We start from the raw sequence: 25,707 nt of genomic DNA, 5'->3' as shown, positions 1-25,707 counted from the left end.
GCAATCGATGAAGTTGGTTGACTAAGGAGGGTCGACCGGGAGTTGTCCGGCACAAGCCGTCACCGAGAACGGCGTCGAGAGGATCGGCGACGAACGCAGAATTGCGGCCGTCCGGCACTCTCCGGTCCGTCGTGACGAAAGCAGGGGCAAATGCCTGGATTGTGTCTCTCGAAACGGGTTCGCCCATTCAAGGAGGAGAGTAAGATGAAATTTCGTTCGATGCTCATGGCAACGGTCGGCGCTGCCGCGATGTTTGCCGGTTCCGCGTCGGCGCAGGAAGCTGCGACGGTCGCCTTTCTGATGCCCGATCAGGCGTCAACCCGTTACGAGGAGCACGACTATCCGGGCTTCAAGGCCGAGATGGAAAAGCTGTGCGCGAGTTGCACCGTAATCTACCAGAACGCCAATGCTGACGCGGCCCTGCAGCAGCAGCAATTCAACTCGGTGATTGCCCAGGGCGCTAAGGTCGTCGTGCTTGACCCGGTCGACTCCTCGGCCGCCGCGGCTCTCGTCGAGATCGCTCATTCCCAGGACGTCAAGGTCATCGCTTATGACCGCCCGATCCCGGACAAACCCGCCGATTTCTACGTCTCCTTCGACAATGAAGGCATCGGCTATGCGATCGCCAAATCGCTCGTCGACCACTTGAAGGCCTCCAGTGTTCCGGAAGGCTCGGGCGTGCTGCAGATCAACGGCTCGCCGACCGACGCTGCCGCCGGCCTTATCCGCGACGGCATCCACCGCGGCCTGAAGGACTCCGGTTACAAGACGCTTGCCGAGTTCGACACGCCGGAATGGGCGCCGCCGAAAGCGCAGGAATGGGCGGCCGGCCAGATCACTCGTTTCGGCGCCGACATCAAGGGCGTGGTTGCAGCCAATGACGGCACGGGCGGCGGCGCGATCGCTGCCTTCAAGGCTGCCGGCGTCAACCCCGTTCCGCCGGTTACCGGCAACGACGCGACTATTGCGGCGCTGCAGCTGATCATCTCGCGCGACCAGTACAACACGATTTCGAAGCCGTCCGAAATCGTCGCTGCTGCCGCGGCGAATGTTGCCGTCAAGCTGCTGAAGGGGGAGACCCCCGAAGCCAAGACGACGCTCTACGACACCGCCTCCGAACTCTTCGTGCCGGCGGTCGTCACGGCGGAGAACATCAAGGCGGAGATCTTCGACAAGGGCATCCAGAAGCCCGAGGAAGTCTGCACCGGCGAATATGCCGAGGGTTGCAAGAAGCTCGGTATTACCCAGTAATGTAACCTCCCAAGGCGCCCGGTCGGGGTTCGCTCCGGCCGGGTGCAACCGGTATCTGAAAAGAGCGTCTTGTCATGGTGCGAAACGATAGAGGCCTGCCCGCAAAGGGTGAGGTCATCCTGAAACTGAGCAATGTCTCGAAGAATTTCGGCGCGGTTTCCGCCCTCACCGACATCGAGCTCGAGGTCAAGGCCGGCGAGGTCGTGGCGCTTGTTGGCGACAACGGCGCCGGCAAGTCCACGCTGATCAAGATTCTCGCCGGCGTTCACCAGCCGAGCTCCGGGCGGATCGAATTCTGCGGCAGGGAAGTCTCGCTCGACAGCCCGAGCAGCGCGCTCGAACTCGGCATTGCGACCGTGTTCCAGGATCTTGCCTTGTGCGAAAACCTGGACGTCGTCGCCAACCTTTTCCTCGGTCACGAAATGTCGCCATGGAGCCTCGACGAGGTTTCGATGGAAGTTCGCGCCTGGACTTTGCTCAGGGAGCTTGCGGCGCGGATTCCTTCCGTTCGCGAGCCCATCGCTTCGCTCTCGGGCGGTCAGCGCCAGACGGTCGCCATCGCCCGTTCCCTGCTGCTCGACCCCAAGATCATCATGCTCGACGAGCCGACGGCAGCGCTCGGCGTCGCCCAGACGGCCGAGGTGCTGAACCTCATCGAGCGGGTGCGCGAGCGGGGTCTCGGGGTCATCATCATCAGCCACAACATGGAGGATGTTCGCGCGGTGGCGGACCGCGTCGTCGTTCTCCGGCTCGGACGCAACAACGGTGTCTTCAGCCCGGACGCTTCGAACCACGAACTGGTGGCGGCCATCACAGGCGCCACAGAGAACGCCGTCTCGCGCCGCATCGACCGAAAGTCCGGCGAGCGCGCCGACCTCGGCGGAAACCAAGCATGAGTACCGACATGTCCAATCAAAGCCACACGCCTTCAACGGCACTCGATCGCAGTGACGAGCGCGTGACGCATGCCGAGGGTATTTCCGGCATGCTGCGCGCTTTCGTCGGGCGGGTGCGTTCCGGTGACCTCGGAATGCTGCCCGTGGCGGTCGGGCTCATCGTCATCTCGACGGTGTTCAGTATCCTCAATCCGATCTTCCTGGCGCCGAACAATCTGGTCAACCTGCTGTTCGACTGTGCGACCGTCGGCATCATATCGCTCGGGATTGTCTGCGTCCTGCTGCTCGGGGAAATTGATCTTTCGGTCGGCTCGATGAGCGGATTGGCATCGGCCATCATCGGCGTGCTCTGGGTGAACACGGGCGTGCCGCTGCCGCTTGCCATTTTTGCGGCGCTGGTGACGGGCGCGGCCGTCGGAGCGCTCTATGCCCTTCTCTACACCCGTCTCGGGATGCCGAGTTTCGTCGCGACACTCGCCGGCCTGCTCGCGCTTCTCGGGATGCAGCTCTATATTCTCGGACCGACGGGCAGCATCAATCTGCCCTACGCCTCGCCGCTCGTCCGCTTCGGCCAGATCCTGGTGATGCCGGCATGGCTTTCGCACATGTTGGCGCTGGTGCCCGGAGCGGTTCTCATCGTCGCGGGGCTTGCCATCCGCCGCCGCAGGCAGACCGTCAATCTTTCCTCCCGGCCCGTCAGCACGCTCGTCTTCAAGGCCGCGGTTCTGACGCTCGCGCTCGAAGGCGCCATCTACTACCTCAACATCGGTCGAGGCGTGCCGTGGATGTTCGGCCTCTTCGTTCTGCTGGTCGTCGTCCTGAACTATGCGCTCACCAGGACCAAATGGGGTCGCTCGATATTCGCCGTCGGTGGAAACCGGGAAGCCGCGCGCCGCTCGGGCATCAATGTGCGTCGCATCTACCTCAGCGCATTCATGCTGTGCTCGACGCTTGCGACGCTCGGCGGCATCCTTTCGGCATCGAGACTTGCCTCGTCCAGCCAGCAGGCCGGGACGGGCGACGTAAACCTGAATGCGATTGCCGCGGCGGTCATCGGGGAACGAGCCTGTTTGGCGGCCGCGGAAGCGCCTATTCGGCGCTCCTCGGCATCATCGTCATCCAGGCGATCTCGAACGGCCTGACGCTTCTGAACCTCAGCTCGTCATTGCGTTACATGATCACCGGCGCCGTGCTCGCGATTGCTGTCATCGTCGACTCGCTTGCCCGCCGCTCGCGCGTCAGCCATGGCCGCGCCTGAACAGAAAGACTGGAGAATAACCATGACTGATCTCATGAAGGGCAAGATCGTTGCGATCACCGGGGCGGCGTCGGGAATCGGGCTCGCCTGCGCCCGGGGACTCATCGATGAAGGCGCGACGGTAGTGCTGATCGATCGTGCCAGGGAGAAGCTCGACGCGCTGTGCGCCGAACTCGGCGAAAGGGCCCGACCGCTGGTCGTCGACCTCCTGAACGGAGCGGAAGTCTCCGGCATGCTGCCGCGGATCCTCGACGTCGCCGGCGGCCTGGATGTCTTCCACGCCAATGCGGGTGCTTATATCGGCGGAGCTGTCGCGGAAGGCGATCCGGACGCCTGGGACCGGATGCTGAACCTCAACATCAATGCTGCCTTCCGCTCGGTCCACGCGGTCCTGCCGCATATGATCGCGCAGAAGTCCGGCGATATCCTGTTTACCAGTTCGATCGCGGGCGTTGTGCCGGTGGTCTGGGAGCCGATCTATACGGCCTCCAAGTTCGCCGTGCAGGCCTTCGTCCATTCGACCCGTCGCCAGGTGGCGCAACATGGCGTGCGCGTCGGGGCCGTCCTGCCGGGTCCCGTCGTCACTGCACTTCTCGACGACTGGCCGAAGGCCAAGATGGAGGAGGCGCTTGCCAACGGTAGCCTTATGCAGCCGAAGGAGGTGGCGGATGCCGTCCTCTTCATGCTGACGCGCCCGCGTAACGTGACGATCCGCGATCTTGTGATCCTGCCGAACAGCGTCGACCTTTGACCGGCAGCAGCTTCAGAGTCCTGTGATCATTCGATGTTTCGAGCCATGACGATGACCGAGGAGGAAACCATGTCAGCGACAGGAGAGGTGCGCCACGTCATCGGCATCGATGTCGGTACCGGTAGCGCGCGCGCCGGGCTCTTCGATCTTTCCGGCAGCATGCTCGCCGTCGCCAAACGCGACATTTCGCTTTTCCGCGAAGCGGGCGCGATCGTCGAACAATCGAGCACGGAGATCTGGGAGGTGGTGTGTGCCATTGTTCGCGAGGTCGTCGCCTCTGCCAGGATCGATCCTGCAACGGTGATCGGCATCGGTTTTGATGCGACATGCTCGCTGGTCGTGCTTGGCGAAGGTGGTGTTCCGCTTGCCGTTGGTCCGTCCGAGGATGCAGACCGCGATATCATCGTGTGGATGGATCACCGGGCGGTGGAGCAGGCGGAACGCATCAATGCTCTCGGCCACGAGGTCCTTCGCTATGTCGGGGGGCGCATCTCGCCGGAAATGGAAACGCCGAAGATCCTGTGGTTGAAAGAGAACAGGCCGGAGGTCTTCGCACGTGCCTGGCAGTTCTTCGACCTCGCCGACTTCCTCTCGTGGAAGGCGACGGGTGATCTGGCGCGTTCGACCTGCACCGTCACCTGCAAATGGACCTATCTCGCGCACGAGGAGCGCTGGGATGCGAGCTATTTCGATCAAATCGGACTTGGTGAACTCGCGGCAGAAGGCTTCGGCCGTATCGGTACGCGGATCGTCGATCCCGGTACGCGACTTGGCCAGGGGCTTACGGAAGACGCCGCCCGCACAATGGGGCTGAAGGCGGGTACCGCTGTCGCTGCGGGCATGATCGACGCCCATGCCGGCGGCATCGGCACGGTCGGTATCGGCGGGCGTCCCACCGAAAACCTCGCCTATGTCTTCGGCACCTCCTCCTGCACAATGACATCGACCGAGGCACCGGTCTTCGTGCCCGGCGTCTGGGGTCCCTATTATTCGGCGATGGTCCCCGGCATGTGGCTGAACGAGGGCGGCCAGAGTGCGGCCGGCGCGGCCATCGATCAGCTGCTTTCCTTCCATCCGGCCGCTGCGGAGGCGAATGCTGAAGCGCGCGAGCGCGGGATCGCTCTTCCCGTTTTGATGGCCGAAGCGGCGGCGGACAAGGTGACGCGGCTGTCCGATGCAGTCCATCTCACTCGGGATATCCATGTGGTGCCGGAATTCCTCGGCAACCGGGCGCCGTTCGCCGATCCGCATGCGCGTGCGGTGATCGCAGGGCTTGGCATGGAACGGGATCTCGACAACCTCATCGCGCTCTATGTGGCCGGCCTCTGCGGGATCGGCTATGGGCTTCGGCAGATCATCGAGACCCAGGCGCGGGCCGGCGCTGATGTCGAGCGCGTGGTGATTAGCGGTGGAGCGGGCCAGAGCGAACTCGTGCGCCAGCTTCTCGCCGATGCCTGCGGCAAGCCGGTCGTGGCGCCGCGAGCCGAGGAGCCCGTGCTCCTCGGTTCTGCGATCCTCGGCGCGGTCGCTTCCGGCGCATTCATCGACATGACAGCTGCGATGCAGGCGCTGAGCGGCGTCTCCGGAACGTACGAACCGGCTGTGAGCACGATTGCCGAGGCACACGAAAGGCGCTTCCGGGCCTTCGAACAGCTTCAGGCCTGTGCGCGTGCAATAAGAGCCGGCTGAGACGCCGGTCAGCAGAGTTCCTGCGCGAGGCCGATGAGGAGACCTTCCGGCCCGCGGATGTAGCAGAGCCGATAGATGTCCTTGTAATCGACGACTTCGCCGACGAGTTCAGCGCCGCGTGTGCGGAGCCTTTCCACCGTTTCGTCGATATCATCGACGGCGAACATGACACGGAGATAGCCGAGAGCGTAGACCGGTGCGTTTCGGTGATCCGCGACGACCGACGGCGTGATGAAGCGGGAAAGCTCAAGCCGGCTGTGGCCGTCGGGTATTCGCGTCATCGCGATCTCGACACGCTGGTCACGAAGGCCGGTGACACGTCCGGCCCATTCCCACTCGATAGTCAATAGGCTTCAGTTCGTATTGTGATTGTTGAGCTTTCTGCTCACACACTAAATCCATACCAACTACAATCCACCAAGTCGCCGGGACAGGATTTGCATACCATATATGGCGATCGTTCCTGCCATTACCGCGCACGCATCATAAACGAGCGCCGCGAGAATACAGATCAAAAGAGTCTGAATCGCCACTGCATCATATGCGAAAGTCCGCCTCAAACGCGGATTCACAGGGATGATCAGGAATGGAATCATGTTAAAAAATCCGCGCTAAAAGCGGATATTGAGATATGATTCTTACGATCCGCCTATCGAGCTTTCATTCGGAGTAGAGAATCCGTGGTTCACCGGTGAGGCCGCAACCCCGACCTTCTCGCGAGAAGAAATGCTCGCGACCAAGCTACGGGCTTTGCTTCAGCGCAACAAGGGCCGCGATCTATTTGACCTCGATCACTCGCTCACTGTGTTCGAGGGGGTGGACCCGGCCCGAATCGTCGAGTGTTTTCAGCTCTACCTCGAAAAGGCTGAACAAGCTATTTCGAGGGCTGAGGCGCAGCAGCGGATGTTTCAGAAACTCGCCAATCCCGCCTTCTTCACCGATATGCGCCCGCTGCTTCCGACCGATCGCGCGAGAGCACTGAACGATAGAACACTCAAAGCCGCATTTGCCAAGGTGATGAAAGAACTTATCGACCGGATACCAGGTGACGAGTGGGCGAAGGCCGGAGACATGCGGGAGCGTTTTGGTGTCTAGTCAGTCTTGTGGGTTCGATGTTGCGAACGCAATTCCTTCAGTCGATTCAGGTTTGACCGCATTGCCGAGTCGGACGTGACCGGCAAGAGTTGCCGGGCTCCTTGGGGGTCCTCTGTTGCGAGAGTCCGTTGCGCAGAAGGTCACGGAGCGGGAGGCGCGAACTGCCAGCCAATGACCGGCCGCATAAAGGCACGTTTCTGTTCGTCCCGTTGTTTCGTTGTCTTTGCCCAGCGCTGCCGCGTAATGGCGGGCAGCGCTGCTATATATGGGATCTCCGCGCCGCCCGCCATCGTTCCTGTACCATTCTACAATTCCCGCCCGACGATAGGTTTGCCGCATTTTCCATCCGCCTCGAACGCCAGCTTCTCGCCGATGCCTGCGGCAAGTCGGTCGTGGCGCCGCGAGCCGAGGAGCCCGTGCTCCTCGGTTCTGCGATCCTCGGCGCGGTCGCTTCCGGCGCATTCATCGACATGACAGTTGCGATGCAGGCGCTGAGCGGCGTCTCCGGGACCTATGAACCGGCCACGAGCGGGGTTGCCGAGACGCATGAAAGGCCCTTCCGGGCGTTCGAGCAGCTTCAGGCATGCGCGCGCGCAATACGAACCGGCTGACGCGCCGGTCAGCCGAGTTCTTGCGCGAGGCCGATGAGAAGGCCTTCTGGGCCGCGGATGTAACAGAGGCGGTACGCGTCCTTGTACTGGACCACTTCACCGACGAGCTCGGCGCCGCGCGTGCGGAGCCTTTCGAGTGTTTGGTCGATATCGTCCACGGTGAACATGGCGCGGAGATAGCCGAGAGCGTTGACCGGCGCCTTGCGATGATCCGCGATAACCGTCGGCCTGATGAAACGGGAAAGTTCGAGCCGGCTGTGACCGTCCGGTGTCCGCATCATCGCGACTTCGACGCTCTGGTCGCCGAGCCCGGTGACGCGTCCGGCCCACTCCCCTTCGATCATCGCTCCACCTTCGAACTCGAGCCCGAGCGCGCGAAAGAACTCGACCGCGCCTTCGAGGTCTTCGACGACGATGCCGATATTATCCATTCGCTTGAGCGCCATGCTTCCAGTCTCCCAAGGTGTCGTGCCAGTCTATAGGCCGTGACCCGGTCTGCCAACCGGAAGGGTAGGGGCCGCCGTTTTGCCGCTGTCAGAGCCGCCGTTCCGTGTCGGCATCGAAGAGGTGAATCTGCGACGACGCAAACTTGAGACCGACAACGTCGCCGGGGGAAACATGCGTCCGTCCGTTGAGGACGACCACAAGCTCCGGTGAGGTGGCGGTGGTGAGGTAGGTTGCCGACCCGGTGGATTCGACAATCGCGACCGGTACCTCCAGCGCCCCTTCACCTCGCGGAACGATCGTCACGTGCTCGGGTCGCAGACCCAACGTCACCTCTTTTCCGGGAACGACGGGAACGTCGATTGCCATATGCTGTCGTCCGTTGAGTTCAAGAACGAGGGAGTGCCCATCGACGTCGCCGGTTGCAGGCATGAAGTTCATTGCCGGCGAGCCGATGAAACCGGCGACGAATTTGTTGACGGGCCTGTCATAGAGATCGAGCGGCCGGCCCTGCTGTTCGATGACGCCGGCGCGCATGACGACCACGTGGTCAGCCATGGTCATCGCCTCGATCTGGTCGTGGGTTACGTAGACAGAGGTTGCGCCGAGACGATCGTGGAGTGCGCGAATTTCCTTGCGCATGTGCACGCGCAGCGCCGCGTCGAGGTTCGAAAGCGGCTCGTCGAAGAGAAAGGCTTTCGGATGGCGGATGATGGCACGGCTCATCGCGACGCGCTGGCGCTGGCCGCCTGAGAGCTCGCGCGGGTACCGCCCGAGCAGGTTGGAAAGACCGGTCGTTGCGGCGACCTCCTCGGCAGCCTTCTTCGCTTGTGCCTTCGGTGTGCCGCGGATGCGCAGGCTGTAGGTGAGGTTCTGCTCGACGGTCATGTGCGGGTAAAGCGCGTAGGACTGGAAGACCATCGCGACGTCGCGCTTGCGCGGGGGTACTGTGTTCATGACCTCGCCGGCAATCCTCAGTGTTCCGGTCGAAATGCTCTCGAGGCCCGCGAGCGAGCGCAGGAGCGTGGACTTGCCGCAGCCCGACGGGCCGACAAGCGCGGTGAAGCTTCCCTTGCGGATGGAAAGGTCGATGTTCTTGAGGGCGTGGTAAGCGCCGTAATGTTTGTTCACACCGGAGAGCTCGATCTGGGCAGTCATTTCAAGGCTCCCGAAGTCAGGCCGGAAACGATCCGGCGTTGCATGAGGACGAAGACGGCGAGGATTGGCGTCACATACATGGTCGCGTAGGCCATGATCTTGTTCCACTCGTTGGTGTTCGGGCCCATGAAGCTGTTGAGGCCGACGCTGGCTGGCTGGAGCTCCACCGTCTGGATCATTGACTTCGAATAGACGAACTCCCCGAAGGCCTGCATGAAGATGAGGATGGCGCTGACCAGGATGCCGTTCTTTGCAAGCGGCAGGACGATGTTGAAGAAGGCGCCGATGCGGGAATTGCCGTCGACGAGTGCGGCCTCCTCCAGTTCCTGCGGCACGCTCATGAAGGTCGCGCGCACGAGCACGATGAAGAAAGGCATGCTTTTGGCGGCGATCGCCAGAATGACGGCAAGCCGTGGATAGGAGAGTAGCCCGACCTGTGAGAAGCCAACGAAGATCGGCGTGATCATCAAGGACGCTGGCAGGACCTGCAGCATCAGGACGAGGAAAAGGCCGATATCGATCCAGACATTGCGGTAGCGTGCAAGCACATAGGCACAACCGGTGCCGAGCAGCGCGATGACGGAAACCGCGCCGCAGGCGATCACCAGAGAGTTCCAGATGTAACGGCCCATCAACCGGCTTTTCCAGACCTCGCCGTAAATCTGCCACTGCGGATCACGTGGCCAGAAATCCGGAGGATTGGCAAACATTGCCGAGCCGGATTTCAGCGCGGTGACATACATCCAGTAGAGCGGGAAGAGATAGATCGCGGCAAGCACGACCGCGACGCCGAGCATTACTCTTTCGCGAAGGGTGTCGTTCATCCCCGCACCTCGTGACGTGTCGATCTGACGTAGACGACGGAGGCGACCATCACGAAGACGATCATGATGACGGAGATCGTCGCACCCTTGGCGAAGTCGTACTGGCGGAATGACATGTCCCATGCCCAGTACTGCGTGACGTTCGAGGAATTGTTCGGCCCGCCTGAGGTGATCGCCGCGAAGAGATCGAATTGCTGCAGCGTGAAAATGAGGCCGAGCGCGATGATCGCACCGATCGACGAGCGCATCATCGGCAGCGTGATCGTCCAGAACCGCTGCCAGGCATTGGCCCCGTCGAGTTCGGCTGCCTCGTAGAGGTCTCCCGGAATTGAGGACAACCCGACCGAGAGCAGGATCATGTTGAAGGAGGTCCCGAGCCAGATATTGGCGAGGATCACTGCCCAGAGCGAGTAGTTCGGGTCTGAGCGCCAGAAGATGTTGCCGGAGATGAGGCCGCTTTCGCGGAGAAGGAAGTTCAGGACGCCGAAGTCACCCGATAGGATCCAGTTCCAGATCGCACCGACGACGAGGCCCGGCATGACCCAGGAAACCAGGAAGAGGCCGCGCAACCAGGACGCACCCGGAAAATTCGTCCAGAAGAAGAGTGCCAGCCCGAAACCGATGGCGAACTGCCCGGCGATCGAGGCCGTGACGAAGACGGCGGTATTGGCGAGGATTGGCCACGTCTCGGGCTGCGCGAAAAGTTCGCGATAGTTCCTCAGGCCGACGAAGGGGCGCCAGAGCGTACCGAGGCTGAACATGTCGACCTCCTGGAAGCTCATGAGAACGTTGTAGAGAAGCGGGATGCCGGAGAGCGCAAGCAGGAATGTGAGCGGCAGCGCCACGAGGACGATGTCGAAGCCCCGACCATCGATGGTGCTGGAAAGGAGTCTCTTCATTTCGTTCTCCGCCTCCGCCGGGAGCATCCCGCATTCGCGCGGGACGACCCTCCGGGAGGAACGCGTTGCAAGACTGGTTTCAGAGGCTCTCCGGCTCCCGGAGCATGGAGAACCCGAGCGGAACAATCAGCCGAGAACGGCCTTTATTTTCTCCGCCGCCTGGTCGAGAGCATCTTTCGACGACATCTGTCCGGTGAGTGCCGCCTGGATTGCGTCCTGGATTGCTTTCGAGATTTTCGGCCATTCCGGATGCGGGCCGCGGGGCTTTGCGTATTTGAGTTGCTCGACGAAGACCTTGAGAGCGGCATCCTTCTTTGGCTCGCCGGTTTCGGGAATCGCGATGTCCGAGCGTGCGGGCAACTGGCCGAAATCCTTGAACATCCGGTCATCCTGCGAAACGAAGTATTCGAGCACCTTGAATGCTTCCTGCGGATGCTTGGTGCTTGCGAAGATCGCCCAGTTGAAGTCGCCCATGGCGGACGAGCGCTCGGCGCCCTCCTGCGGAATCGGCAGCAGCGCGACGCCCCAGTCGAATTTCGCTTCCGCGATCATGCGGTCGAGTTCCCAGGGACCGGAGATCGCCATGGCGGCATTGCCCGAGTTGAAGGTGCCGGTCGAATCCCACTGGCTGCGTGTCAGCGTGTCCGGCGACGCGAGCTTTTCGTCGATGATCGTCTTCCAGGTGTCGAGCGCCTTAACGGCGCCGTCGGCGTTGATGTTCTCGTAGCTGGCGCCTGCCATCTGCGCCCAGGGCAGGAACTGGAAGGTGCCCTCCTCGTTGGCCTTTGCCGAGAAGGCGAGGCCGTAGACGTTTGCTGAGGGATCGGTGAGCTTGCGGGCGGCTTCCACGAGCTCGTCCCATGTCTGCGGCGGCTTGTCGGGATCGAGGCCCTTCGCCCGGAACATGTCCTTGTTGTAGTAAAGCGCAATCGTGTTGGTGGCTTTGGGGATGCCGTAGTTCTTGCCATCCCACATGGTCGAGGCGAGCGGCCCGGGGAAGTAGTTCTCGACCTTCACCACGTCCGACTTTGCGATCATGTCGGTCAGGTCGAGGAATGCGCCGCGCGAAGCGAAAAGCGCGTGCTCCGGGTTGTCGACCGCGATGATGTCGGGTGCCTGGCCGGTGGAAAATGCGCGCATGGCTTCACTCACCACGTCGTCGAACTGGATCTGGCGGTATTCGACCTTGATGCCGGTGTCCAGCGCGTTGAAGTCCTTGATGAGGTTCGGCGCCGGCTGGATGTCGCGGTCGAGTGACCAGACGCTGATGGTGACGTCTTCTGCCGAAGCGGGCAGGCCCGACACCGACACGGAAGCCAATGCGACTGCGGCGAGCATTGCATATTTTCGGATACCCATGATCTCCTCCCTTGGTTATCCCGTCCGCCCCTCATCCTCCATGCGGGGCGACATGCTTGTCTCATGCCGGGTCGGAGACGAAATCGCCGCCCCGGCAGGTCTTCAGGTAATTAAGTGCATGGACCTGGCCGGTCATTTCGAGCGCATCGCGATAGACCGGATCGTGCCAGCCTTCGATGTCGATTGCGCCGGACCAGCCGGCGAGCCGGAGTTCGGAAACCACGTCCGTCCAGTTGGTGTCGCCGAAGCCCGGCGTGCGCATGAAGACGAATTTCTCCTTGCCGAAGATGCCGTGCTCGCGGATGACGTCCCAGCGGATCGTCGCGTCCTTGCCGTGAACGTGGAAGATCTTTGGCGCCCATTTTCGGATCTGCGGGATCGGCTCGATCAGGTAGACCATCTGGTGACAGGGTTCCCATTCAAGTCCGACATGGTCGTCCGGCGTTTCGTTGAAGATGAGCTCCCAGGCATCGGGATTATGGGCGATGTTCCAGTCGCCGGTCTGCCAGTTGCCGTCCATGGCGCAGTTTTCGAAGGCGATCTTGACGCCCCTGTCGGCGGCGCGCCGGGAAAGTTCGCTCCAGATCTCGCGATAACGGGGAAGGCTCTCGGGGATCGGCTTGCCACGCAGGCGGCCGGTGAAGCCGGCAACGCAGGTAGCCCCGAAATGATGGGCATTGTCGATGCAGTCCTTCCATCCCTGCAGGGTCTGGCGGTCGATGTCGGTTTCCTCGAGCGGATTGCCGAACATGCCGAGCGTGGAAATGGTGATATCGCGGTCGCCAATCGCCTCGCGGCAGCGCTTGCCGAGCTCGGCGAGGTTCTGGCCGTTGGTCGTCTGCCAGAAGAATGGCTCGAAACTCTCGAAGCCCAGGTCGGCGATCTGGCCGATGCGGCTTGCGGCATCCCCTTGGTCGCGCTGACCATGGTGCCGATGCGGATGGATTTGGCCGGGTTGGTCATGCCTGCTCCCTATGCTGCGATTGTGATGCGTCGCCGGTCGCGGGCGCTGTCAATGGCGCCGAACACCATGGCGAGGCTCTTGATGTTGTCGCTCCCATCGGTCTCGGGACGGCTGCCATTGCGGACCGCCGCGACGAAACTCTGAAGAACGCTGGCATGGCCGTGGGTGTCCGCCTCGCTCGAGGCCGGCGGCACGCTTACCGGCTCGACGGCGCGCAGAAAGCCGTCCGTTCCTGCGACGACCTTCGCCTCGAACCTGTCCGCACCGTCCCAGAGAAGAGTGCCTTTGGTGCCGACGATCCGCCATGCGCTTTCCCAGCTCGTCGGCCCGCCTTCTGCACACCACGAGCCGCGATAGGTGAAGACCACCTCATCGGAGAATTCGAAGATGGCGTTTGCCGCAGCGCCGTGTCGATACCAGGAACCGGGCGGATTGTATTCGTGGCAATAGACGGCGAGCGGATCCTTGCCGGACATGAAACGCGCGGCATCGAAGGTGTGGATCGCCATGTCGAGGAGCAGGACGTGGTCCATCTCCTCACGGAAGCCGCCAAAATGGGGCCCGAGGAAGAAATCGCAGTGAAGGCCGGTCAGGCGGCCGAGCGCGTTCTCTTCGATCATGCGGCGAATGCGGCGAACGCCAGCGATGAAGCGGCGGTTCTGCACGACGGCGTGCAGACGATCGGCTCGATCGGCAAGTGCGCGCAGTTCCCGGGCTTCCGCGATCGATGTCGCCATGGGCTTTTCGCTCAGCACATGGCAGCCATGGGCAAGGCCGACGGCGACGACGGCGCGCCGCGCCGATGGGACGACGACGTCGAAGAGGAGGTCAGGGGAGGTGCGGCGGAGCATGGTCTCCAGATCGGTGTCGATCGCGACGCCGGCCAGGCCGAACTCGGCGGCGAGCGCCTCGGCGGCCAAACGGTCGATGTCGACGAGACCGACGACCGTTACGCTGTCGCTGAGATTGGGGGTGTCGCGAAGAGCTCTCAGCCAGCCTTTGGCCATGCTTCCGCACCCGCACAAGACGGCCTTGTACGTCACAGGTTTCCTCCCGAGTTCGAAAGCCGGAAACTCCTCGGTTGGCTTCCGTAAACGTTTACGATACTATGCGTGAGAATTGTTTTATGTCAATAGGGCACGGGGGCGGCCTTCGAGCCGACGGGGGAAGGATCCGGAAAATGAAGGGAATTCGCCAGCTTGCGGACCAGCTCGGCATCTCGATCGGCACGGTTTCCCGCGCGCTGAACGGCAAGCCGGATGTTGCGGAAGAGACCCGCAGACGCGTGCTTCAGGCGGCGGAGAGCCTGGGCTATGTCGCCAATCAGTCGGGGCGGGCGCTGCGCAAGGGATCGACCGGCGTCATCGGCTTCATGATGCAGACTGGGCCGGAAATCACCGGCCAGGGCGACACCTTCTTCATGAGCGTCTTCGACGGCGTACAGACGGTCTTTGCCCGTCACGGACTCGATCTCGTTGCGCTGTTGTGTTCCTCCGAGGAAGACCCGCGCGACTACCTGAAACGCGTCGTGGCGCGTGGCTTTGCCGATGGCATCATTCTCTCTGCGACCCGGCGCCACGACGCCCGCTTCGAACTGCTCGCCAAACGCAAGATCCCCTTCATCACGCTCGGGCGAAGCCTGACCGATGTCGGACAGCCGTGGATCGACCTCGACTTTGAAGGGATGGCGGAGACGGCGGTGGAGCGGCTGGTCGAGAAGGGGCACCGCCGTATTGCCGTCAGCCGGCCCCATGACGACGCAAACCTCGGATATGTCTTCGTCGACCGCTGCCGGGAGGTGCTTGGGCGGCACGGACTTGAGCTTGCCGAGGAACACATCTTCCGTTCGACCCCGAACGAGGCGGGTGGCTATCAGATCGCCCGTGATCTTTTGGCGTGCAAGGAGCGGCCGACGGCGATCCTGCTTGTCAACGAGGTCAGTTCGACCGGCCTTTATCGCGGGCTCAACGAGGCCGGGCTGGTGCCGGGACGCGACATCGCCGTAATTGGTCGTCAGAGCCCGCATTCGCATTTCCTGTCACCGCGGCTTACGGCCTTCACCCTGTCGCTGCGCGACCTCGGCATAGCGCTTGCCGAGACGCTGCTCGCTGCAATGCCTGCGTATGCGGAGCCTTATGCCGGGCGTCCGGCACGCCTGCTCTGGCCGATGACGCTCGTGCCCGGCGAGAGCGACGGCGAGGTGCCGGGAGGCGCCCGATGATGTCCTCTACGCCGAGATCGGACAGTACGATCAGCCGGCCGGGACGGCTTGCCGTCGCTTTTGCGCCGCCGGGCTTGCGACGCTCGCATACATGCCGCTGGTTCTGAAATCGCTTGGGCTGGTGCCGTAAAGACGGCGGAAGACTTTTGAGAAGTAGTTCGGGTCGTCAAAGCCGCAGAGGGCGGAGACCTCCTTGATCGGCATGTCCGCAGTCTTGGTCAGGAGCTTGGCTGCGCGCCGAAGGCGTTTCTGCAGGACGAACTCCGCCGGCGGCAGACCCTCGCTGGCGGTGAAAATGCGCGAGAAGTGCGCGCGGCTCAGGCCGGCGACGGCTGCGAGCTCGCCGACCGCGAGACGCTGGTCAAGGTGCGCCTCGATGTGGCTCAGGACATGTTGCAGGGCACGGTATTCCTGGGCGAACGTCGGATGGGAGCCGAAGACGTCGTCATAGAGCGCCATTGCAGCCTCGTAAGCGATCGCAGAGGCCGCCCCCGGCGTTTCCGCGCCGGTGACCAGTCGGTGGCAGCAATGTGCCAACTGGTCGATCGTCTCGGTCTTCAGTCGCAGGACGGGACCCGTCATTGCAAGGATCGAGCGGTGGATGCGCAGCGCCTCCTCGCCGTTCATGGAAATCCAGAAGAACGCCCAGGTCTCGTCCCTTTCCAGCCAGTAGCGGTGGTTGTGTGGAACGATGAGGAGCAGCGTCTCACCCGGACGAACCTGCACGGTGCGGTTCTCGTAGCGCAGGTTCCCCCGTCCGCCGACGGTGTGCTGCAGGACAGTGAAGGGAGCGAGGCCGCGCTTGCGTCCGTCCCAGTCATAATTTCCCCCGCGCCGGATCTCGTAACCGCCGCTGGTCGGCATTGTGTGCAGGCTCTGGCGCCCTCTGGGCAGCGACACGGTGCGGCTTGCTGGCCCGAAATCGAGAAGATTTTGCAGCACAAAATTACCCATGATAGCACAATCCTTCTCTGGCCCAGCTCGGGAATATACGCATAATCGCCGTCACAGGAGAAGTCGGAGAGCGAATTTTCGGAGAGGAACAGCGCGAAAACGGCCGGATTTCTGGCCTGTTTGCGGTACGCCGCCAATAGAATCTCATCGTGCAATACTCGCCGTCGGTTGTGGTACGAACTCCGCAAGAAGGGTCTGACGAATGGGTTTCAAAATCGCTATTATCGGTGCCGGCAGCATCGGTTTCACCAAGAAGCTTGCAACCGATATTCTGTGTGTTCCCGAGTTCCATGACGTGGAATTCGCCCTAACCGACATCAGCAAGCGCAATCTCGGCATGATCCGCGACATTCTCCAAAGAATGATCGAGGCCAACCGGCTGCCGGCGCGTGTGACCGCGACCACAGACCGGCGCCGGGCGCTCGAAGGTGCGCGCTATGTCATCAGCTGCGTGCGCGTGGGCGGGCTGGAAGCCTATGCCGACGACATCGCGATCCCGCTCAAATACGGGATCGACCAGTGCGTCGGAGACACCATCTGCGCCGGTGGCATTCTCTACGGCCAGCGCAACATTCCGGTCATTCTGGATTTCTGCAAGGACATCCGCGAAGTTGCCGCGCCGGGCGCGAAGTTCCTGAACTACGCCAACCCGATGGCCATGAACACCTGGGCGGCGATCGAGTACGGCAAGGTCGATACCGTGGGGCTGTGCCATGGCGTACAGCACGGCGCCGAGCAGATCGCCGAAGTGCTCGGTGCGGGGTCGGTAGCCGAACTCGACTATGTCTGTTCCGGTATCAACCACCAGACCTGGTTCATCGACCTGCGGCTGAACGGCCGCAAGATCGGCAAGGATGAACTGGTGGCGGCCTTTGAGGGGCATCCCGTCTATTCGCAGCAGGAGAAGCTTCGCATCGACGTGCTGAAGCGCTTCGGCGTCTATTCCACCGAAAGCAACGGCCATCTTTCGGAATACCTGCCGTGGTATCGCAAGCGCCCGGAGGAGATTGCCCGGTGGATCGACATGTCCGACTGGATCCATGGTGAGACCGGCGGTTACCTCCGGTATTCGATCGAGACCCGCAACTGGTTCGAGAGCGATTTCCCGCAGTTTCTGGAGTCGGCGGGCAAGCCGATCGACGCGACGAGGCGCTCGAACGAGCACGCCAGCCACATTCTCGAGGCGTTGGAGACCGGACGGGTCTATCGCGGCCACTTCAACGTCAAGAACAATGGCGTCATCGCCAACCTGCCGGCGGATGCCATTATCGAGTCGCCGGGTTTCGTCGATCGTTTCGGCATCAACATGGTTTCGGGCATCACATTGCCGGAGGCCTGCGCGGCTACCTGCATGGCCTCGATCAACGTCCAGCGGATGGCGGTCCACGCGGCGATCTCGGGGGATATAGACCTCCTGAAACTTGCCGTCTTGCATGATCCGCTGGTCGGTGCCGTCGCCACCCCGGAGGAGGTCTGGCAGATGGTTGACGAGATGGTCGTCGCTGGGGCGCGCTGGTTGCCGCAATACGCGCATGCGGTTCAGGCGGCGCGGGAGCGGCTGGCGAACGCAAAGGTCAAGACACGGGAGTGGGCCGGCTCCGCACGGCGTGAGGTTCGCTCGCTCGACGAGATCCGGGCGGAAAAGGCTGCGATGAAGAAGGCAGGCTGAGGCGGGAAGTACAGGGCGACGAGGGGAGTCGGCGCCTTCGCCTCGGTGCGGTCGGTCGGTGCTTGGTGCATTTGCCAAAGAGGGAGGAACGGGACGATGTACGATCGAAAGAAGTTCGGAAAATTTGCGTTGCTGAGTGTCGGCGTTTCGACATTCGCGCTGACGGCGCATGCCTTCGAGACCACGACGCCACCGGAGCCGCCGGCATTTCCGGCGGAAGCCAAAGTCACCTATGTCGCGCGGGATTCGATCCTCGAGTTCAAGGCGCTGCCCGCATACTCTGAGCCGGAATGGGTCTCCGAGAAGTTCGAGAAGGCCGGCAAGCTGCCGCCGTTGAAAGACCGCCTGCCGGAGCAGCCGCTGGTCTACAAGGTGGCCAACATGCCCGACGGGATCGGCGTCTACGGCGATACGCTGAGGCACGTGATCGGCGGCCGGCCTGAAGGCTGGAATTATATGGCCGGGCAGAGCCAGGGCTGGGGCGGGATCGACATCGGGCTTTCCGAATGTTTGACGCGCACAGCGCCGCTCTTCCAGGTCAATGCCGAGGACACCGAGCCGCTGCCGAACCTCGCCAGGAGCTGGGAATGGTCGAAGGACGGCCACAAGCTGACCATGCATCTGGTCAAGGGCGCCAAATGGTCGGACGGCCATCCGTTCACCGCCGAAGACGTCATGTTCTACTGGGAGGATGCGGTCCTCGATCCGAAGGTTTCCCCGCTTGGCGGCGGTGCCTCTCCGGAGGCCTTCGGCGAGGGGACGACGCTCGTCAAGATCGACGATTACACCGTCGAATGGAGCTTCAAAGGGGCCTTCCCGAAGCAGTACCTCTATACGATGGCCTATCCGAGCTTCTGTCCGGGTCCGGCGCATGTGCTGAAACCGCAGCACCCGAAGTACTCCGACAACAGCTATGACCAGTTCAAGAACGCCTTCCCGCCGGAATACATGAACATGCCGGTGATGGGTGCCTGGGTGCCGGTCGAGTACCGCCCGGACGACATCATCGTCATGCGTCGCAATCCGTATTACTGGAAAGTGGACGAGAAGGGCCAGCAGTTGCCCTATCTCGACGAGGTGCATTACAAGCTCTCGACCTGGGCGGACCGTGACGTGCAGGCGGTGGCCGGTTCGGGGGATATCTCCAATCTCGAGCAGCCGGAAAACTTCGTGGCGGCGCTGAAGCGGGCTGCGGAGCCCGACGCACCGGCGCGCCTGGCCTTCGGACCGCGTCTGATCGGGTACAATCTCCTCATGAACTTCTCGGCTAACGGCTGGGGCAATCCGGACGAGCGGGAACAGGCTGTCCGGGAGCTCAATCGCAACCCCGAATTCCGCAAGGCGGTGACCTCGGCGCTCGATCGCAAGGCAATCGGCGACAGTCTGGTGAAAGGGCCATTTGCGGCGATCTATCCGGGCGGACTGTCGTCCGGGACGAGCTTTTACGATCGCAATTCCACTGTCTACTATCCCTATGACCTCGAGGCGGCGAAGTCAGCGCTTGGAAAGATCGGCCTGGTTGACACCGACTCCGATGGCATCGTCAATTTCCCGGCCGGCACCGCCGGCGGGCGGAACGTCGAGATCGTGGTTCTGGTCAACAACGGATACACGACCGACAAGAGTCTCGCTGAGGGTCTCGTCGGACAGATGGCAAAGCTCGGGATTCGCGTCGTGATCAACGCGCTCGACTCCAACCAGCGCGATGCGGCCCACTATTCCGGCCGCTTCGACTGGGCCGTGCGCCGGAATACGACCGAGCTTTCCTCGGTGGTGCAGAACACGGAGCAACTGGCACCTGTCGGGCCGCGTACGAGCTGGAACCATCGTGCGCCCGAGGGCAAGGACGTCGACATCATGCCGTTCGAGGCCGAAATGGTCTCGCTTGTCGATCGCTTCATCACCTCGCAGGATAATGCCGAGCGGGCGGAGCTGATGAAGAAGTACCAGAAGGTCTATACCGAGAACCTCTATACGATCGGACTGACGGAATATCCCGGGGCACTCATCATCAACAAGCGGTTCTCGAACGTCCCCGCCGGCACGCCGATCTACATGTTCAACTGGGCCGAAGATTCGATCATGCGCGAGCGGATGTGGGTCGCGGCCGACCGTCAGGGCAAGTACGAGCTCTATCCGGAGCAGTTGCCCGGCAAGCCGGGTGACGGTGGCCCGATGAACTGACTTTCCTCCCCGAAGCCCCTACCGGCCGCGCGTGAGGCGCGGCCGGGCAGCACAAGGGGTCAACCGGAGGGGTCGTTGTCGCAACGGAGAGAGTGGCAATGGTGAGATTTCTTCTGACACGGATCGGTTCGGCCGTGCCGGTGCTCCTGATCCTGAGCGTCGTGACCTTTGCGATCATCCAAGCCCCGCCCGGCGATTATGCCGACTACATCCGCTCGCAGCTGATGAACCAGGGGGGCGCATCCTTCGAGCAGGCGGAGGCGCAGGCCCAGGCCTACCGGGTGGAACACGGCCTCGACAAGCCGATGGTCGTCCAATACCTCAACTGGGTTTCGGGCATCGTGACGCGCGGCGATTTCGGCTACAGTTTCTATTACAACAAGCCCGTCGCCGAGGTCGTCGGCGAACGACTGCCGCGAACGCTGGCGTTGGCTCTCGTCTGCCATATCCTTGCCTCGCTCTTCGGCATCGGTTTCGGGATCTGGGCTGCGACGCGACAGTATTCCTGGGTCGACAATCTGCTGTCGACGGTGTCCTTTCTCGGCATGACGATCCCGCGCTTCCTGATGGCTCTGGTGCTCGTCTACCTGATGGTCTTCCACTATGACGTCTCGGAGATCGGAAGCTTCTTTTCTCCCCAATATGGCGGCACACGCTGGTCCTGGGCAAAGTTCGCTGATCTCGTCAGCCATGTCTGGCCGGTGGTCGCGATCGCCGTGTTTGGCGGGCTCGCATACAATATGCGTGTCATGCGCGGCAATCTCCTCGACACGTTGAATGCGCAGTATATCGAGACGGCGCGTGCCAAGGGACTTTCGGAAGGCGCCGTCATCCTGCGGCATGCCGTTCCGAATGCGCTCCATCCGCTGGTCATGTACCAGGGCGTCGTTCTGCCCTACATGCTGACGGGTGAGATCGAGACGGCGATCATCTTCTCGCTGCCGACGGTGGGGCCGGCAATCGTCGGCTCAATGGCGGTGGGGGATGTCTACGTCACTGCGACGTTCATGATGGTGCTGGCCGCGACCTTGATCGTCGGCAACATTATCGCCGACATGCTGCTGGCACTGCTCGACCCCCGCGTGCGCGAAACGGGGAGGGCGTGAGATGGCGGCACTCGAGGAAATCCGGCCCGATCCGGTCGCCGCGGAAACGGTTGCACGAACGAGTGGCAATGAGAGCTACTCGGCCCTGGTCTGGCGCCGCTTCAGGCGCTCGCTGACCGGTATGATCGGCCTGGTGCTGGTTGTGCTACTGATGATCACGGCGCTGTTTGCCGAATTCTTCTCGCCGATGAGCCCGATGGCGACGGATGCGAGCTTCTCGCCGCCCCAGACCATCAGTTTCCGGGACAAGGACGGGCGGCTCAGCATCTTCCCGCGGGTCTACGCGAACGCGGAGACCGAGGAACTGGATCCGGTCACCTTCCAGCCGATCGTCGGACCGGATTACGACAAACCGCGCTATCTCGGTTTTTTCGTCCGGGGAAGCGAGTACCGGCTTCTCGGCCTCGTGCCGACGGACCGGCACTTCTTCGGTTCGACCGATGGTGAGCCGGTGCATCTCCTTGGGACCGACAAGTTCGGCCGTGACGTGCTCTCGAGAGCGATCCACGGCTCTCGTGTTTCACTCGCCATTGCGCTCAGCGTGGTGCTGATCGTCACCGTCGTCGGCACAACTGTGGGGCTGGCGTCCGGCTATTTTGGCGGGGTCGCGGATGCCTGGATCCAGCGCTTCGTCGAGATTGTGCTCGCCTTCCCGCAATTGCCGCTCTACCTTGCACTTACCTCCCTCATCCCGGTCACGGCGCCGACCCATGTCTTTCTCACCTTCGTTGTCGTGGTGATGTCGGCGCTCGGCTGGGCCCAGATGTCGCGGGAGGTTCGCGGCAAGACGCTGGCGCTTGCCCGCATCGACTATGTGCGCGCGGCCATAGCGATCGGCGCGACGGATCGCCGGATTATCTTTCAGCATATTCTCCCGAACGTGATGAGCCATGTGATCGTAGCCGTCACGCTCAATATCCCGAGTGTGGTGCTCTTGGAGTCCTTCCTTGGCTTTCTTGGCTTTGCCGTCAAGCCACCGCTCGTTTCCTGGGGGCTGATGCTACAGGACACCGCGACCTATTCGGTCATCGGCTCCTATCCGTGGATCCTGGCACCGGTCGGTTTCGTGCTCGTGACGGTCTTTGCCTTCAACGCGCTCGGTGACGGGCTGCGCGATGCCGTCGATCCGTACTGAAGGGAGAATGGTCATGGCACTTGCGGCAATCGAAAATCATGCCCCGGCGATGCGCTTCGACAGCGTCGAGCGGTCCGACGCCCCGATCATCGATGCGCGCAATATTGGCGTGACCTTCCGGGTCGAGCACGGGTCGGTCGAGGCGGTAAAGGACATCTCCTTCCAGCTCTACCGCGGAGAGACCATCGCGATCGTCGGCGAATCCGGTTCCGGTAAATCGGTCACCGCCCGCACCGTGATGGGCCTGCTTTCGAAGCGTGCCGTGGTGTCTCCGGCCGCAAAGGTCGCCTTCAACGGCACCAATATCCTGACGTTCTCGCCACGCGCCCGCCGGGCGCTGCGTGGCGACCGGATATCGATGATCTTCCAGGAGCCGATGAGCTCCCTTAATCCGCTCCACACTGTCGGCAGCCAGATCGTCGAGGCGATCCGTGTGCATGCGAAGGTGAGCCGCAGACAAGCGGAAGCCCGGGCGCTCGAACTTCTGAAGCAGGTACAGATCCCTGAACCGGAAGCGCGGCTGAGGCAGTACCCCCACCAGCTTTCGGGCGGGCAGCGGCAGAGGGTCATGATTGCCATGGCTCTTGCGAACGATCCGGATGTGCTGATCGCCGACGAGCCGACGACGGCGCTCGACGTCACCGTTCAGGCACAGATCCTGAACCTCATCCGCACGCTCCAGCAAGAGCGCGGCATGGCTGTGGTGCTGATCACGCACGATCTGACCATCGTCCGCAAGTTCTCCGACTATGTTTATGTGATGCAGCATGGCGAGATGCGCGAGCACAACACCACGAAGCGCCTGTTCGAGGCGCCCCGCCATCCCTATACGCGGCGACTGCTCGCCTCCGAACCGCAAGGGGCTGCCATGCCGCTTCCGGCGAACGCCGAGCCGCTGCTGACGGCGCTTGATGTTCGGGTCAGCTTCACGATGCGCCATGGCGGCCTCTTCAGGCCGGACCTCAGGGAATTGGTTGCCGTCGACAGTCTCGGCCTGATGCTTCGCCGGCACGAGACACTCGGCATCGTTGGTGAATCCGGTTCCGGCAAGACGACCTTCGGGCAGTCGCTCCTGAGGCTGAATGAGCCGAGTGCCGGTGAGATCCGTTTCGACGGGGAGCGCATCGACGGGCGCTCGCGCAAGGAGATGCGCCCGCTGAGGTCGCGCATGCAGGTCGTCTTTCAGGACCCGTTCGCCTCCCTCAACCCGCGCATGACGATCGGGCAGATCATCGAGGAAGGGCTGATCGTCAACGGGCTCGGGCAAACGCGAGGTGAACGGCTCGACCGGGTCAAGGACGCACTCGATGCTGCCGGCATGCCGACGGATATTCTGTCGCGTTTCCCGCACGAGTTCTCCGGTGGGCAGCGCCAGCGCATCGCGATCGCCCGCGCCGTGGCGCTTGAACCCGAGTTCATCCTGCTCGATGAACCGACGTCGGCGCTCGATCTCTCGGTGCAGGCGCAGATTATCGAGCTCCTGCGAAAGCTCCAGGCGGAAAGGGGTCTCAGCTATCTCTTCATCTCGCATGATCTCAAGGTGGTGCGCGCACTCTGTCACCGCGTCATCGTCATGCAGCACGGTCGCATCGTGGAGGAGGGGCCGGTAGAGGATGTGCTCTCAAGCCCGAAGACAGAATACACACGGCGGCTCGTCAGGGCGGCCTTTGAAATCGCATGATTTCCCATTGCCGGAGGTAAGACATGGCAGGACATCCCAGGATCACATTCATCGGTGCGGGCTCGACGGTGTTCATGAAGAACATCATCGGCGACGTACTGCAGCGCCCGGCGCTCGCCGGCGCGACGATCGCGCTGATGGATATCGATCCGCAACGTCTCGAAGAGAGTGCGCTCGTCGTCAACAAGCTGATCGCCACGCTCGGCGTGAAGGCCAGGGCTGAGACCTACAGCGACCAGCGCAAGGCGCTCGCCGGTGCCGATTTCGTCGTCGTCGCCTTCCAGATCGGCGGCTACGAGCCGTGCACCGTTACCGATTTCGAAGTGCCGAAGAAATACGGGCTGCGCCAGACGATCGCCGATACGCTGGGCGTCGGCGGGATCATGCGGGGCCTGCGGACCGTGCCGCATCTCTGGATGATTTGCGAGGACATGCTTGCCGTCTGCCCCGACGCGATCATGCTGCAGTATGTAAACCCGATGGCGATCAACACCTGGGCGATCGCCGAGAAATACCCGACGATCCGCCAGGTGGGGCTTTGCCATTCGGTCCAGGGTACGGCGATGGAGCTCGCTCACGATCTGGACATTTCCTACGAGGAGATCCGCTACCGCTCGGCCGGCATCAACCACATGGCGTTCTTCCTGGAGTTCGAGCATCGGCAGGCGGACGGCAGCTACCGCAATCTCTATCCGGAACTCGTGCGCGCCTACCGCGAGGGGCGGGCGCCCAAGCCCGGCTGGAACCCGCGCTGCCCGAACAAGGTGCGGTACGAGATGCTGACGCGGCTCGGTTATTTCGTAACGGAGAGCTCCGAGCATTTTGCGGAGTATACGCCCTATTTCATCAAGGAGGGCCGTGAGGACCTGATCGAGAGGTTCGGCATTCCGCTCGACGAGTATCCGAAACGTTGCGTCGAGCAGATCGAGCGTTGGAAGGGGCAGGCGGAAGCCTACCGCTCGGCGGAGACGATCGAGGTCACCCCGTCGAAGGAATATGCCTCCTCGATCATCCATTCGGTCTGGACTGGCGAACCTTCGGTCATCTACGGCAATCTGCGCAACAATGGTTGCATTTCCTCGCTGCCGGATAATTGCGCGGTGGAGGTGCCGTGTCTCGTCGACCGCAGCGGCATCCAGCCGACGTCCGTCGGCGCACTGCCGCCGCAGCTGGCGGCCCTGATGCGCACCAACATCAACGTCCAGGAGCTGACGGTCGCAGCACTGATGACGGAAAACCGCGAGCACATCTTCCATGCCGCGATGATGGACCCGCACACCGCGGCCGAACTCGACCTCGACCAGATCTGGTCGCTCGTCGACGATCTCCTGCTCGCGCACCGGGATTGGTTGCCCGGCTGGACACAGTCTCCGGTGCGGCAGGCGAAGGCGAGCTGACGAGGCGCGTAGTCGGTGACAATGTATGAGCGGCCCATTTCGTTGGCCGCTCGAACTCTCCGGAAGCAAAGGACGAGATGAGGCTTCAGCACAGCGTTCGCTAATCGTGTGATCGCGATCCTACCGGAGAGGACGATTGAATGGTATTCTGCTCTGTACCA

Annotated in this window: 20 protein-coding genes and 3 pseudogenes; 14 read left to right on the top strand and 9 right to left on the bottom strand. The window is 62.3% G+C overall.

Translation table 11 applies throughout. The features are described from left to right. The first annotated feature begins 204 nt into the window (after positions 1–204). From H4I97_RS19190 to H4I97_RS19170, 5 genes and pseudogenes are all read left to right on the top strand, one after another. On the top strand, positions 205–1,251 hold the full coding sequence (locus tag H4I97_RS19190) for an ABC transporter substrate-binding protein (protein ID WP_182308454.1): 1,047 nt from the start codon (positions 205–207) through the stop codon (positions 1,249–1,251). A gap of 74 nt (positions 1,252–1,325) precedes the next feature. Further along, the gene (locus H4I97_RS19185) at positions 1,326–2,147 is read left to right on the top strand and encodes an ATP-binding cassette domain-containing protein (protein ID WP_182308453.1); all 822 of its coding nucleotides are present in this window, start codon (positions 1,326–1,328) and stop codon (positions 2,145–2,147) included. An 8-nt stretch (positions 2,148–2,155) separates the two neighbouring features. Next, positions 2,156–3,405: pseudogene (locus H4I97_RS19180) on the top strand (sugar ABC transporter permease). Between the two features lie 22 nt (positions 3,406–3,427). After that, a complete protein-coding gene (locus H4I97_RS19175) occupies positions 3,428–4,156 on the top strand; it encodes an SDR family oxidoreductase (protein ID WP_182308452.1) in 729 nt (242 codons plus the stop codon). Positions 4,157–4,225: 69 nt separating this feature from the next. Next, complete coding sequence (locus H4I97_RS19170; RefSeq protein WP_244658870.1) at positions 4,226–5,845, top strand: FGGY-family carbohydrate kinase; 1,620 nt, start codon at positions 4,226–4,228, stop codon at positions 5,843–5,845. Positions 5,846–5,853: 8 nt separating this feature from the next. Here the strand turns inward: H4I97_RS19170 and H4I97_RS19165 are convergent. Beyond that, a pseudogene (locus H4I97_RS19165) lies at positions 5,854–6,192 on the bottom strand (VOC family protein); the annotation flags it as partial. Between the two features lie 277 nt (positions 6,193–6,469). Here H4I97_RS19165 and H4I97_RS19160 point away from each other — a divergent pair. Both H4I97_RS19160 and H4I97_RS24615 read left to right on the top strand, forming a co-directional pair. Next, positions 6,470–6,940, top strand: a complete 471-nt coding sequence (locus tag H4I97_RS19160) for a nucleotidyl transferase AbiEii/AbiGii toxin family protein (RefSeq protein ID WP_244658869.1) — start codon at positions 6,470–6,472, stop codon at positions 6,938–6,940. Positions 6,941–7,356: 416 nt separating this feature from the next. Beyond that, entirely contained in the window at positions 7,357–7,551 is a 195-nt protein-coding gene (locus tag H4I97_RS24615; protein WP_244658927.1) for a hypothetical protein, read from the top strand. 8 nt (positions 7,552–7,559) lie between these two features. On the opposite strand, the gene H4I97_RS19150 is transcribed toward H4I97_RS24615, so the two are convergent. The 7 genes and pseudogenes from H4I97_RS19150 to H4I97_RS19120 form a co-directional block, all read right to left on the bottom strand. Further along, complete coding sequence (locus H4I97_RS19150) at positions 7,560–7,997, bottom strand: VOC family protein (RefSeq protein WP_182308450.1); 438 nt, start codon at positions 7,995–7,997, stop codon at positions 7,560–7,562. Positions 7,998–8,085: 88 nt separating this feature from the next. Further along, the gene (locus H4I97_RS19145) at positions 8,086–9,153 is read right to left on the bottom strand and encodes an ABC transporter ATP-binding protein (RefSeq protein ID WP_182308449.1); all 1,068 of its coding nucleotides are present in this window, start codon (positions 9,151–9,153) and stop codon (positions 8,086–8,088) included. Beyond that, complete coding sequence (locus H4I97_RS19140; protein ID WP_182308448.1) at positions 9,150–9,977, bottom strand: carbohydrate ABC transporter permease; 828 nt, start codon at positions 9,975–9,977, stop codon at positions 9,150–9,152. The genes H4I97_RS19145 and H4I97_RS19140 overlap by 4 nt, the downstream gene beginning before the upstream one ends. Then, entirely contained in the window at positions 9,974–10,876 is a 903-nt protein-coding gene (locus H4I97_RS19135) for a carbohydrate ABC transporter permease (RefSeq protein WP_148175879.1), read from the bottom strand. Before H4I97_RS19135 ends, H4I97_RS19140 begins: the two co-directional genes overlap by 4 nt. A gap of 126 nt (positions 10,877–11,002) precedes the next feature. Further along, complete coding sequence (locus H4I97_RS19130) at positions 11,003–12,235, bottom strand: ABC transporter substrate-binding protein (protein WP_182308447.1); 1,233 nt, start codon at positions 12,233–12,235, stop codon at positions 11,003–11,005. A gap of 61 nt (positions 12,236–12,296) precedes the next feature. Beyond that, positions 12,297–13,198: pseudogene (locus tag H4I97_RS19125) on the bottom strand (sugar phosphate isomerase/epimerase family protein). A 9-nt stretch (positions 13,199–13,207) separates the two neighbouring features. After that, positions 13,208–14,206, bottom strand: a complete 999-nt coding sequence (locus H4I97_RS19120; RefSeq protein WP_244658868.1) for a Gfo/Idh/MocA family protein — start codon at positions 14,204–14,206, stop codon at positions 13,208–13,210. A 173-nt stretch (positions 14,207–14,379) separates the two neighbouring features. On the opposite strand from H4I97_RS19120, the gene H4I97_RS19115 reads away from it, so the two are divergent. Beyond that, positions 14,380–15,420 (top strand): LacI family DNA-binding transcriptional regulator, encoded by a 1,041-nt coding sequence (locus tag H4I97_RS19115; RefSeq protein WP_182308445.1) that lies wholly within the window; start codon positions 14,380–14,382, stop codon positions 15,418–15,420. 30 nt (positions 15,421–15,450) lie between these two features. On the opposite strand, the gene H4I97_RS19110 is transcribed toward H4I97_RS19115, so the two are convergent. Beyond that, a complete protein-coding gene (locus H4I97_RS19110; RefSeq protein ID WP_182308444.1) occupies positions 15,451–16,374 on the bottom strand; it encodes an AraC family transcriptional regulator in 924 nt (307 codons plus the stop codon). A 202-nt stretch (positions 16,375–16,576) separates the two neighbouring features. Between H4I97_RS19110 and melA (H4I97_RS19105) the strand changes: the two genes are divergently transcribed. The 6 genes from melA (H4I97_RS19105) (at position 16,577) to melA (H4I97_RS19080) (ending at position 25,546) form a co-directional block, all read left to right on the top strand. Beyond that, positions 16,577–18,043: an alpha-glucosidase/alpha-galactosidase gene (melA, locus tag H4I97_RS19105; protein ID WP_182308443.1), complete on the top strand. Its 1,467-nt coding sequence runs from the start codon at positions 16,577–16,579 to the stop codon at positions 18,041–18,043. A gap of 96 nt (positions 18,044–18,139) precedes the next feature. Continuing rightward, entirely contained in the window at positions 18,140–20,227 is a 2,088-nt protein-coding gene (locus H4I97_RS19100; RefSeq protein WP_182308442.1) for an ABC transporter substrate-binding protein, read from the top strand. Positions 20,228–20,325: 98 nt separating this feature from the next. After that, positions 20,326–21,333, top strand: coding sequence for an ABC transporter permease (locus tag H4I97_RS19095; RefSeq protein WP_182308441.1), 1,008 nt, complete (start codon positions 20,326–20,328; stop codon positions 21,331–21,333). Position 21,334: 1 nt separating this feature from the next. Then, a complete protein-coding gene (locus tag H4I97_RS19090) occupies positions 21,335–22,468 on the top strand; it encodes an ABC transporter permease (protein ID WP_182308440.1) in 1,134 nt (377 codons plus the stop codon). Positions 22,469–22,475: 7 nt separating this feature from the next. Next, positions 22,476–24,149, top strand: a complete 1,674-nt coding sequence (locus tag H4I97_RS19085; protein ID WP_182308439.1) for an ABC transporter ATP-binding protein — start codon at positions 22,476–22,478, stop codon at positions 24,147–24,149. Positions 24,150–24,172: 23 nt separating this feature from the next. Then, positions 24,173–25,546, top strand: a complete 1,374-nt coding sequence (gene melA / locus H4I97_RS19080) for an alpha-glucosidase/alpha-galactosidase (RefSeq protein ID WP_182308438.1) — start codon at positions 24,173–24,175, stop codon at positions 25,544–25,546. Positions 25,547–25,707 lie beyond the last annotated feature (161 nt).

This window comes from Ciceribacter thiooxidans (assembly GCF_014126615.1).
GTDB classification, from domain to species: Bacteria; Pseudomonadota; Alphaproteobacteria; order Rhizobiales; family Rhizobiaceae; genus Allorhizobium; species Allorhizobium thiooxidans.
The sequence above is the reverse complement of the archived record's forward strand: the minus strand, read 5'-3'. Positions and strand labels throughout refer to the sequence as shown.

Bases quoted from the DNA above. Each gene is read 5' to 3' on its own strand.
- H4I97_RS19190 (WP_182308454.1), top strand. From the start codon at position 205: ATGAAATTTCGTTCGATGCTCATGGCAACGGTCGGCGCTGCCGCGATG.
- H4I97_RS19185 (WP_182308453.1), top strand. From the start codon at position 1,326: ATGGTGCGAAACGATAGAGGCCTGCCCGCAAAGGGTGAGGTCATCCTG.
- H4I97_RS19175 (WP_182308452.1), top strand. From the start codon at position 3,428: ATGACTGATCTCATGAAGGGCAAGATCGTTGCGATCACCGGGGCGGCG.
- H4I97_RS19170 (WP_244658870.1), top strand. From the start codon at position 4,226: ATGTCAGCGACAGGAGAGGTGCGCCACGTCATCGGCATCGATGTCGGT.
- H4I97_RS19150 (WP_182308450.1), bottom strand. From the start codon at position 7,997: ATGGCGCTCAAGCGAATGGATAATATCGGCATCGTCGTCGAAGACCTC.
- H4I97_RS19145 (WP_182308449.1), bottom strand. From the start codon at position 9,153: ATGACTGCCCAGATCGAGCTCTCCGGTGTGAACAAACATTACGGCGCT.
- H4I97_RS19140 (WP_182308448.1), bottom strand. From the start codon at position 9,977: ATGAACGACACCCTTCGCGAAAGAGTAATGCTCGGCGTCGCGGTCGTG.
- H4I97_RS19135 (WP_148175879.1), bottom strand. From the start codon at position 10,876: ATGAAGAGACTCCTTTCCAGCACCATCGATGGTCGGGGCTTCGACATC.
- H4I97_RS19130 (WP_182308447.1), bottom strand. From the start codon at position 12,235: ATGGGTATCCGAAAATATGCAATGCTCGCCGCAGTCGCATTGGCTTCC.
- H4I97_RS19120 (WP_244658868.1), bottom strand. From the start codon at position 14,206: ATGGCCAAAGGCTGGCTGAGAGCTCTTCGCGACACCCCCAATCTCAGC.
- H4I97_RS19115 (WP_182308445.1), top strand. From the start codon at position 14,380: ATGAAGGGAATTCGCCAGCTTGCGGACCAGCTCGGCATCTCGATCGGC.
- H4I97_RS19110 (WP_182308444.1), bottom strand. From the start codon at position 16,374: ATGGGTAATTTTGTGCTGCAAAATCTTCTCGATTTCGGGCCAGCAAGC.
- melA (WP_182308443.1), top strand. From the start codon at position 16,577: ATGGGTTTCAAAATCGCTATTATCGGTGCCGGCAGCATCGGTTTCACC.
- H4I97_RS19100 (WP_182308442.1), top strand. From the start codon at position 18,140: ATGTACGATCGAAAGAAGTTCGGAAAATTTGCGTTGCTGAGTGTCGGC.
- H4I97_RS19095 (WP_182308441.1), top strand. From the start codon at position 20,326: ATGGTGAGATTTCTTCTGACACGGATCGGTTCGGCCGTGCCGGTGCTC.
- H4I97_RS19090 (WP_182308440.1), top strand. From the start codon at position 21,335: ATGGCGGCACTCGAGGAAATCCGGCCCGATCCGGTCGCCGCGGAAACG.
- H4I97_RS19085 (WP_182308439.1), top strand. From the start codon at position 22,476: ATGGTCATGGCACTTGCGGCAATCGAAAATCATGCCCCGGCGATGCGC.
- melA (WP_182308438.1), top strand. From the start codon at position 24,173: ATGGCAGGACATCCCAGGATCACATTCATCGGTGCGGGCTCGACGGTG.